Genomic DNA, 9,039 nt, shown 5'->3' with positions numbered 1-9,039 from the left:
TCCATATCACATAGCCAGCAGCCCCTGTCCAAATGATCAGCATGATCAAGAACATCAGATTGCCGGAGGTAAAAAGTTTGCGTTCCTTACTTTCGGATTTCCGGCGATCTTTTGGACGACGTTCCTTGCCCGCCAGAAACACCATATAAAACCCGCCGAACAGCCAAGGAACCGTCAAACGTAGGTCGAGTGCATGCCCGCCCCAAACCTTGGTAAAGGTTTGATCGGGTCTCGGGCCATCTCCCGGTGTATGATCGAGAAGGCTTTGGTCTTTAGATATTTGATTGGCCATGGCAACGCTGCTTGTTTTTACCTATCTACCCTTATAACGAATATGCACAACAGAGAAATAATAATCGGCTAGTGAACTGAATCTATCTTATGCTACCCATACACCAGTGACATGAATCAAAATGAAAACAAAATTTGCTGGGCCGTCAGTACCGGTGAGGCCGGTATGGTCAGCCAAGTCATGGGGCTGGCTGAGGCTGTGGGTTTCACCGTGCAGCAAAAATCCATCCGCCTTCGCAGTCCCTGGAGCTGGCTGCCGGGCCACCTAACCCCTTTTGCGCTTATGGGGCTTTCATCTGACGCCGATACGCTTACCCCGCCTTGGCCTGACCTGATGATCACTTGCGGGCGGCGGAGTGTTGCGGCATCCATCGCTGTACGAAGGTTGAGCGCTGGAAAAACTTTCACAGTCCATGTCCAAAACCCGTTGGTGCCCAACCGCTATTTTGATCTCGTGTTACCGCCGCGTCACGATGGCCTGACGGGACCTAATGTTCACCCGACGCGTGCATCGATCCACCGCATAACGCCTGAGAAGTTATCCGAAGAAGCGGGCCGAATGGCACCGCTATTTGCCGATCTACCGCGCCCGTTAGTCTGCGTCGTAATTGGTGGCAACAGCAGCGCGCACAAGCTCACCCGCCGGGCAACAGCGGAATTAGCAGATCAGCTTCTCGCGCTTTCAAAGAACATGGGGGTGGGGCTTGCGGTTACAACGTCACGCCGCACCGGCGATGAAAACACGGCGATTCTAAAGAACAAACTGAGTGGCCCAAATTGCATGTTGTGGAGTGGTGAAGGCGAAAACCCCTACTTCGCGATGCTGGGGCTGGCTAATTATATCCTGGTAACATCCGATTCGGCCTCCATGGTCTCGGAAGCTTGCGCCACCGGCAAGCCAGTCCACATCATTGATCTTGAAGGCGGCAATGATCGCTTTGCCAAATTCCACGAGGGCCTGAGAAACGAAGGGATCACCCGGCCCTTTACGGGTCAGCTAGAAGATTGGACCTACCAGCCACTGACCTGCACCCAGGAGGCAGCTCGCTTAGTCTTGGAGAAAATAAGAGCCCGAGAAAATTAACCGACCGGCTGATCCGGATAAGCGAGTTCGTGACGGTTCATCCATTCGTCGGTCACGAAATTAACGATCAGCGAACGACGAACGCCGGTGATTTTGTTGGGCCGAAAGCCATGCCATGAATTTGCACCTGGGATAAAAATAAAAGCCCGATTCGCCGCATGTGACGCGGTGCCGTAGTAGTCAGAGAGTTCCGGGCCAGTAAAAATATCGGTTCCCCACTCTTCATCATCCGGTGAGGGGTTCAGGTAAATCAACATGCTAAATAGTTTAACCGAGATATCCTTGTGCGATTCGAGCCAAAAACCGTCATGATCCTGGGCGTATTCCAAACGCAGATAGCTGCCGGTTAAATCAATTCCACACTTGTCTTCCAAAGCATTGATTGTTTCTGCGCTCTGAAACGTTTCCGATACAACACTGCAAATATCAAATTCTTCACGCCGCCCGGTATCGAAATACCCCCGGACGTCGTTGTTGGACGCGCGCTGACCTTCATCATAATCCACACGGGGGATATCAATCGGCAACGCAAGAATACCCTCAATGACATCGTCATCCAGAACGTTATCCAGATTCCAATGATTGTAAGGCTCTCTCTCTCCCTCAGAGGACTGAAGGCTGGAAAGGAACGTCGCTTGATTGCTGGAAAAGGAAGCCATGGGGCCTAATTCGATTGTTGAAAGACAATTTATGTGAGGAACATAGCGTATTCACATATGTGCTTTGTTGATCGACGTCAATTTTTCTTTCTAATTCTCTTTAGGGCGCAACGAATTCAGCAACCGCATCGGCGACATCCTCAGCAAAGAAATCGAGGAAAAAGTGTCCTGCTTCAGCGATAACCTTAAGCGAGACTTTCTTGCCGTCCGCTAAAGGCTTAACCAGTTTGGGCAGCCCCCGAACGACTTTATCTTCCGCCCCGGCGATAACCAGAACCGGAACCTTGATCTTTGATAAATGGTTGGGTGAATGGAACCGGGGTTCATTCTTGTAATAAGATACAAATGACTTGGCACTAACGTCCGTCCCCGGACAATAAAGTACGCCAATCTTCTTGAGCATCTGATCACCCTTGCCCGCAGCAACAAGTTTCTTTGCTTTATCAAGGACTGGCTGCAGGGGCTGCTTATGACTCCTTTTGAATCCAGCGACACGGCGTTCAGCATTCCAAGTCGCAGGAGCAAGCAAAACCACCCGCTTTACTTCACTTGGCGCGCGTTCAGCAGCGAACCAAGCCGTTTGGTTTCCGCCCCGTGAATGGCCCATGAGGACGATATCGCCCGCCCCTTGAGCTTTTAACCAGTTAAGCCAAATACCGATTTCATCAAGTGCATCTTCGTGTCTATGGCGATGGGGAACCTTGCAGTCGTACATCCCCGTACGCTTCGTCAGGCCGAGGCTTAACGAAATCGCCAACGAGGTCAGGCCCCGTTCCTTCAACCCCTTCTGCAGGGTCTCAATCAATTCCATACGATTATGAGCAAGCGTGCCGTGGGTCAGAAGAACCACGCCGTCTTTTAAGGACTTACCCTCAGCCGTCATCAGACGACCATTCAGGGTTAAATTTTTATGGGTGGTCGTTACTTCCGCCGCGTCGGCGGGCCCTGTTAAAAAACAGAAATAGATTATGGCGACCGCCGAGCACCGAAAAAGATATAACATAAAAATTGATCCACGTTGTTTAATCATCATTCGCAATATCTTGCTTTACGGTCTTACTGCCAAGCAAAATGTCCGCCATATAGAATTTTGGGACATTTTTTTGCGTACGCTTAGTCACCCAATACGCTCATCCACCCGCGCCGCTTCGCCATAGACCTCTGGATTGAAGACATTGAACGGACGCTCGCCAGCCAAGAACAGCTCTATGTTTTTAACCGCGTACAACGCCATCTCCTCTCGTGTCTCGCGTGCTGCACTGCCCATATGCGGGGTCAGAACGACATTTGGGAGAGATTTCAATCCTTCAATTGGACCTGGATTGGGTTCAGGAACTTCGGTCTGGTAGACGTCCAGCGCTGCCCCTCTGATGCGTTTTTCCCTGAGTGCTTTTTCTAACGCCACTTCGTCCAAAACCGGCCCCCGCGACGTATTCACCAGAATAGCGCTCGGCTTCATCATGGAGATCAGACGCTCGCCGACGAGCCCCTTGGTTTCTTTGGTGAGCAAGGGGGTTAAAAGAATAAAGTCCGACTCCATGAACAAATCTTCAATGCCACGGTATTCAGCCGATCCGATGGCAATTTCTTCGGCCGCACTGAGACGGGTACGTTTGGTGTAGAGGATTTTCATATCGCAACCGGAGGCCTTACGGGCGACCATCTGACCAATTTGGCCCATGCCGACAATCCCCAGCTTCTTGTCATAAAGCCGCGTGCCCATGAAGGCCATGGATTGATTTTGTCGCCATTTGCCCTCCCGCAGGAAGGTATCTGCCTCCGGCAATCGCCACGCCGTCGACATCAGTAGAGCAAAGGTGAATTCAGCCGTGGTCCGAGCCGTTAGTTTAGGGTTCCCAGCTACTGGTACGTTTTTCGCCGTCGCTGCGGCAAAATCCACGAACTTTGCCGAGCCATGCATGGCACCGATAAATTGTAGGTCCTTGGCCGCATTAATGACCGCCGCGTTGTAAGGAACCTCGCCAACCGCAAACAGAATGTCTTGATCCCGCACAGCCTCTATCAATTTATCTTCCGGAATTTGATGATCAACATGCGGATACGTCGTCACCTCGCCTAGTGTAGCAAGCTTGGCGGCGGCGACTTCAGGGATCGGTTGGGGGACATAAATTTTAGTCATTAATTATTTTCCTTATCTTGAAATTTAGCGACGTGTTAGCTCAGGTATTCTGCTTTGTCGCCAGGCACGGGCGAGCCTTGAATAGCACCTTTGGCGGAGACTTTCTCGCGCCCACCATGTTTTTCTACCAAGGCGCATTGATCGCGATAGGCCAGTTCATCCATTTCATCAGGATCGAGCATGGCTTTTAGAATATTTTGATATTCGGAGATGACGCCCGCATGCCCATCATCGCCTGCCAGGTTGTTTAGTTCATCAGGGTCTTTTTCGAGATCAAACAGTTCAGGGTCGTAGCCGACATAATGGATGTACTTGAAATTCCTCTTGCGGATCATATACGAAGCCCGGTCCGAGCCGGAGGCATAAAATTCACTAAACGCCACACGATCAGGATCGCTAGGCGCATTAGAGAGCTCAATCAGAGACTTCCCTGCTAAATTTTCCTGCCCCGCAATCTCGCGGTGGCCAATAATATCCAGTACTGTTGGGCCGATGTCGACGAGCGTCGCAGGCGTGCTCGAAACTTTCCTCTCTGGCACGCCGGGACCCGAAATGATCAGAGGAACCGCAGCCGACTCCTCGTACATACAATTCTTACCCCACAACTTACGAGCGCCTAAGTTTTCGCCGTGATCGGAGGCATAGATGACGATGGTGTTATCCCGCAGTCCGGCTTCTTCGAGTGCCGCCAGAACCTTGCCGATATTGGAATCCAGGTAGGTCACACAGCCATAATAGGACGCCATCAAGATCCGCTTTGTTTCCGGTGTCAGAAAATCCTCGTGATTGCGTGACCGTTGCAACAGATGGATCCAGGGATGGAGCGGCGCATCAGGATCGCTCTCCTTCGGTATCGGCATATCCACCTTATCGTACATGTCATAAAATTCTTGCGGCGCAATGTGCGGCGGATGAGGACACACGAACGAGCACATCAGCGTCCAGGGCTTGTCGGTCTTCTTTGCCCCCTTCTCTTTCAGCCAAGCGCAGGTCTGTTCCATGATATCGTGGTCATACTTAGTGTAAGGCGACTCGCCGGGGCCAATGCGCTCTGCCGTTTTGCTCCTGACCAACGGCGCTGCCATGGGTCGTTTTACGCAGCCCCGAACGTCGCCGACGCCGCCATCGATATTCATCGGAATGATTGAGTTTTCGAAGCCAACCGGATCATCGTCGGAGCGAAAGTGCAACTTACCAATCGATGTCACACCGATGCCTTGCTCTCCCGCCATGTGGTGCCAGCTTTTCACCCGACCTTCGTAACCATGGGAATTATCCCAGTAATGTGTTTCGTGCACATAGCGCCCGGTCGCCAATGTAGCACGGGCCGGCACGCAAATTGGTGAATTTGTATAAGCTGTCGTATAGCGTGTTCCGCGCGCCGCTAATCCATCAATGTTCGGTGTCCTGGCAAAATCATGGCCATAGCACCCGGACGCCTTCTGCTGGTGTTGATCGGACATGATATAAAGAACATTGGGCTTCGCCATAGACCTCTCCTCCGGTAATTTTGGCCTCTTTATATTGCTCTGTAGAGTAAGCAAATGCCGCCAACGTGCAAATGGTTGGTATTAGACTGCTTCCTCAAGACTCCCAGCGCCCGTTAGAACCAAGAACATTTCCAGTACCGACTCGCCGGTGTTCTGTACATCATGCGCAATACCCTTGGGAACGAAGGCGAAGCTGTCCGGATGGATGTCCTGCTCAGGGGTGATTTTGCCTTCGCCAGCTTCGATGTAATAGATCGCTTCGGCAGTGCTGAACTGACACACAGCGATGGATTTTCCGGGCTGCAACGTGATGTGAAGCAACGCATTTGGACTGCCGTTATGGCTACCGATGGGAGCGCGAACCTCAGCCTCTTTCCAACTGACAAAATTCAGGTCTTGAAGGTGCACGAGGATACCATCGTTAAGACCGTCGCGGGGTTGGGCGATGTCTTCAGGCGTCGCCGTGCCGCAGAACTTATAGCCCGTACCGGCGACGCTGGGGGCGTTCATGTAGAATCCGATCACCCGCGCATCTTCATCTTCGGTCTCGTTATAGAAAAAATGTTCTGAGCCTTTTGGCATCAGGCGGCAATGCCCGCCGGAAACCTCTGCCCGACTATCACCTTGCCCGACAACTCCCTTGCCCGACAGATACACGGCGATCTCGTCACTAACATCGTGCAGGTGTTTGGCGTGGGTTGATCCGGGCCGGAAGATCGAATGAAACACCGTCGTCGCACTGCCGGTCTTCCCCGTGATCGGCAAGCGAAATTCTGAAATCGCCCAGCCATCGCGCTCTTCCATGCGCTCTGGCGTGACGTCTTGGGTGTGAATGACAGTGATGGTCATGGGTGTCTTGTGACTCCTAATGCACAGAAATTTACGAATTCTGCTAAAGGGTTTTCAAAAGATTGAGTGCTTGTTCTTCACAGCCGTTTTCGGACATCCAGGCCACCGTATGGGCCGGAGTAGGAAGGTCATTTGGCATCAGGTGTGTTGTAATGACCTTCGCTGGACGCCCTGAAATTTTTACTCTATATTTTGCGCCATCGCTCAATGGCAATTTTTTCGGCCATTTAATTTCTGCTGTCTTACGCGGCCACCTCGCGATTGCTAACTTTCCACCGCGCCAGTTTTCCCGAATTGTGAATTTTGCTTTTTTCGGCGACTTCACCCGCCAAAATCGTGCTTTGCCTGCTTGTACGCAATGATCTCCCCACCGTCTGAGATTAATGACCCACGGATCGTTGGAACCTTTTCCAGGAGCTGAGCGCATTTTGCCGATCGAAGCCCTTCCGTCACTTTCCTTGCTTACAAGGCGTGATAACGTCGTGATCATGCGACCGTCAATGCGCGCCGATGGGTCATCATTATTTTTGCTCAAAACCCCCGAAAAAGGTCCGGTCAATTTCGTCACCTTTCCGTCTTCCTCAACAACTGTCAGGTCCGTACCCGCACTAAGATTGAGCGCCTGTGCCTGATCTAAGATTTTTCCGACGCTATACGAGGGGCTTGATGATTTTATGACCACCAGTTGGCGCGCGACCGCGTCTCCGGCCCCAACAAAAGCAATGCTAATTATCAAAAATATTATTCTCATGGCTTCCCCGCTCGCGTTTCAATTAGAGACTGGTCGCATGATCATTCTACAAGCCAATCGACAAATCGGAAAATATTACGGTACGCGTGATTTTCCAAGCCCCGCACTGAACCAATAGGTGATATGTCGAAATGACAGTATCGCCGCATACAGCTGTGTGATATTCGCTGCTTTCAATTCACACAGAAAGCATATCATCAAAATGACTAATCTTATTGCCCGCTCGGTTGAGCGGTTCTCATTCGCCTTCGGCGTTGTTGCCATTCTTATTTTATCTGGATGCGCCGTCATCCCCCCTGCCGTATCGATCTCCACATTCGCAATCGACGGGATCAGTTACCTTGCATCCGGCAAAAGCACGACGGATCACCTGATTTCAGGAATTGCTGAGAAAGACTGTGCCCTCCACCGCAGCCTAACAAAAGGCAAAATCTGCCAGCCAGCGGCAGCAGATACCTTGCCAACCCCAACAAAAACCTTGGCGGCCCAACCCGGTTCCACTGAACTAGAAAACGCCGAACAAACCATGGCGAGACTGCTAAGGGACTTTAAGGCTCATAATTGAGGAGAGGGTGGATGGTGCGGACGGCCGAACTTGAACCGGCATGGGCGTGAGCCCGACAGATTTTAAGTCCTTTATCGAGATACTCTAACTTGTTCTGAACCGTTATTTTATTGCAAAGAAACAATGACTTAGTGGTATATTTTGGGCTTGGTTGGCGGGTCAATTATCTGTGTAATTCGATAACATTCTGTGCACGTTTACACAGGAATTACACACGTTTGCAGCCCCCTCCCGTTCAATCAACCAATTGCCGGAAATTGACGCCTGATGGATGAGACTTTGTACCACGCCACCTTTGCCTCACACCTCCCAGGTTAAATTTAACTAGTATTCATACAAACACTCCCCAAATACTATCGCATGTAATTAAATATTTATTTGTGGGGACGATCAAATGCCAAAGGGTGTTACCAAAGAAGCATCGCAGAAGCTACGGAAGCAAGGTGGAAGATATTTAAAGAAACTACGGAACTCAGTAGGTTTAACCCAGAGGGATTTGGCTGAGGCATCTGGTTTCAAGTATTATACGTTCATCAGTCAAATTGAGAACGGCGCTGGACGGATACCACCTAATCTATATGAGGCTTATGCCAAGGCTGTTGATGTGAATCTGGCAGAGTTCGTGAAGGAAATGCTCAAGTGCTACGATCCATATACATATAAAGGCTTGTTTGGACCTGCATCAAAGAAGAAGAAACGGTAGTCCCACTCGCCGTGGTTCGTGATGCACGGCACGTTTAGGCTAAATCGAACAATAGGAGAGCAATCATGGAAATTGCAATTGGTGCTGCTGCATTATTCTTGGCAGTAGGTGGATTGATAACTGCTTTGATTTCGATGCATAAGGCTCGAACTATGTCGGTCGAGTTAAAGGAAGCTGAAGTTGAGCACATCCGTAAAGCCACCGAACAACGAAAACGCGCCATGCAGGTCATGTTCAGTAAGGTTAAGAAGATGGAGGAAATATCTCGGCAAGAACAGTTGGAAAACAAAAAACAGAGCGCCACACACTAATTTTTTCCCGAAAAGCAATCATTGTTAATCAACAATTCCGGCACAACGCCTAAGTTGTACTAATTCAAACCCGACCTGACAGTTACCAGTTTTTCAGGCGGTGTCTGTCAGGTTAAATCCTGTTCAAGGATTTTTCCTTCCAGATTTTTTTTCCGTCCAGCAATGTCTCCATGGGCGTTCGTCCACAGCATACTTT

At 50.5% G+C, this 9,039-nt stretch carries 10 protein-coding genes and 1 pseudogene; 4 read left to right on the top strand and 7 right to left on the bottom strand.

Annotated elements, in window-relative coordinates; translation table 11 throughout:
- Window positions 1-292: hypothetical protein (locus HOM51_07865; protein ID MBT5034421.1), on the bottom strand; the 292-nt coding region annotated here is incomplete at its 3' end.
- 111 nt (window positions 293-403) lie between these two features.
- Between HOM51_07865 and HOM51_07860 the strand changes: the two genes are divergently transcribed.
- The gene (locus HOM51_07860) at window positions 404-1,375 is read left to right on the top strand and encodes a hypothetical protein (GenBank protein MBT5034420.1); all 972 of its coding nucleotides are present in this window, start codon (window positions 404-406) and stop codon (window positions 1,373-1,375) included.
- Here the strand turns inward: HOM51_07860 and HOM51_07855 are convergent.
- The 6 genes and pseudogenes from HOM51_07855 to HOM51_07830 all read right to left on the bottom strand — a co-directional run bounded on the left by HOM51_07855 (window position 1,372) and on the right by HOM51_07830 (window position 7,264).
- A pseudogene (locus tag HOM51_07855) lies at window positions 1,372-1,968 on the bottom strand (2OG-Fe(II) oxygenase). The gene HOM51_07860 and the pseudogene HOM51_07855 sit on opposite strands and share 4 nt — an antisense overlap.
- 166 nt (window positions 1,969-2,134) lie before the next feature.
- Window positions 2,135-3,037 carry an alpha/beta hydrolase gene (locus HOM51_07850; GenBank protein ID MBT5034419.1) on the bottom strand — a complete coding sequence of 301 codons (903 nt, stop codon included), beginning with the start codon at window positions 3,035-3,037 and terminating at the stop codon, window positions 2,135-2,137.
- 114 nt (window positions 3,038-3,151) lie between these two features.
- Window positions 3,152-4,174, bottom strand: a complete 1,023-nt coding sequence (locus tag HOM51_07845) for a D-glycerate dehydrogenase (protein MBT5034418.1) — start codon at window positions 4,172-4,174, stop codon at window positions 3,152-3,154.
- Window positions 4,175-4,209: 35 nt separating this feature from the next.
- Window positions 4,210-5,664: a sulfatase-like hydrolase/transferase gene (locus HOM51_07840; protein MBT5034417.1), complete on the bottom strand. Its 1,455-nt coding sequence runs from the start codon at window positions 5,662-5,664 to the stop codon at window positions 4,210-4,212.
- Window positions 5,665-5,745: 81 nt separating this feature from the next.
- Entirely contained in the window at window positions 5,746-6,513 is a 768-nt protein-coding gene (locus HOM51_07835) for a cupin domain-containing protein (protein MBT5034416.1), read from the bottom strand.
- A gap of 43 nt (window positions 6,514-6,556) precedes the next feature.
- The gene (locus HOM51_07830) at window positions 6,557-7,264 is read right to left on the bottom strand and encodes a hypothetical protein (GenBank protein MBT5034415.1); all 708 of its coding nucleotides are present in this window, start codon (window positions 7,262-7,264) and stop codon (window positions 6,557-6,559) included.
- 202 nt (window positions 7,265-7,466) lie between these two features.
- Between HOM51_07830 and HOM51_07825 the strand changes: the two genes are divergently transcribed.
- From HOM51_07825 to HOM51_07815, 3 genes are all read left to right on the top strand, one after another.
- The gene (locus HOM51_07825) at window positions 7,467-7,829 is read left to right on the top strand and encodes a hypothetical protein (GenBank protein MBT5034414.1); all 363 of its coding nucleotides are present in this window, start codon (window positions 7,467-7,469) and stop codon (window positions 7,827-7,829) included.
- A 394-nt stretch (window positions 7,830-8,223) separates the two neighbouring features.
- Entirely contained in the window at window positions 8,224-8,532 is a 309-nt protein-coding gene (locus HOM51_07820; GenBank protein ID MBT5034413.1) for a helix-turn-helix transcriptional regulator, read from the top strand.
- 65 nt (window positions 8,533-8,597) lie between these two features.
- Window positions 8,598-8,843, top strand: coding sequence for a hypothetical protein (locus HOM51_07815; protein MBT5034412.1), 246 nt, complete (start codon window positions 8,598-8,600; stop codon window positions 8,841-8,843).
- The last annotated feature ends 196 nt before the right edge of the window (window positions 8,844-9,039 follow it).

The sequence above is a fragment of the Rhodospirillaceae bacterium genome (assembly GCA_018660465.1).
GTDB lineage: Bacteria > Pseudomonadota > Alphaproteobacteria > Rhodospirillales > JABJKH01 > JABJKH01.
The sequence above is the reverse complement of the archived record's forward strand: the minus strand, read 5'-3'. Positions and strand labels throughout refer to the sequence as shown.

What these genes read in the sequence shown, in the direction of transcription:
- HOM51_07835 (MBT5034416.1), bottom strand. Translation starts at nt 6,513, where the DNA reads ATGACCATCACTGTCATTCACACCCAAGACGTCACGCCAGAGCGCATG.
- HOM51_07815 (MBT5034412.1), top strand. Translation starts at nt 8,598, where the DNA reads ATGGAAATTGCAATTGGTGCTGCTGCATTATTCTTGGCAGTAGGTGGA.
- HOM51_07830 (MBT5034415.1), bottom strand. Translation starts at nt 7,264, where the DNA reads ATGAGAATAATATTTTTGATAATTAGCATTGCTTTTGTTGGGGCCGGA.
- HOM51_07860 (MBT5034420.1), top strand. Translation starts at nt 404, where the DNA reads ATGAATCAAAATGAAAACAAAATTTGCTGGGCCGTCAGTACCGGTGAG.
- HOM51_07845 (MBT5034418.1), bottom strand. Translation starts at nt 4,174, where the DNA reads ATGACTAAAATTTATGTCCCCCAACCGATCCCTGAAGTCGCCGCCGCC.
- HOM51_07825 (MBT5034414.1), top strand. Translation starts at nt 7,467, where the DNA reads ATGACTAATCTTATTGCCCGCTCGGTTGAGCGGTTCTCATTCGCCTTC.
- HOM51_07840 (MBT5034417.1), bottom strand. Translation starts at nt 5,664, where the DNA reads ATGGCGAAGCCCAATGTTCTTTATATCATGTCCGATCAACACCAGCAG.
- HOM51_07850 (MBT5034419.1), bottom strand. Translation starts at nt 3,037, where the DNA reads ATGTTATATCTTTTTCGGTGCTCGGCGGTCGCCATAATCTATTTCTGT.
- HOM51_07820 (MBT5034413.1), top strand. Translation starts at nt 8,224, where the DNA reads ATGCCAAAGGGTGTTACCAAAGAAGCATCGCAGAAGCTACGGAAGCAA.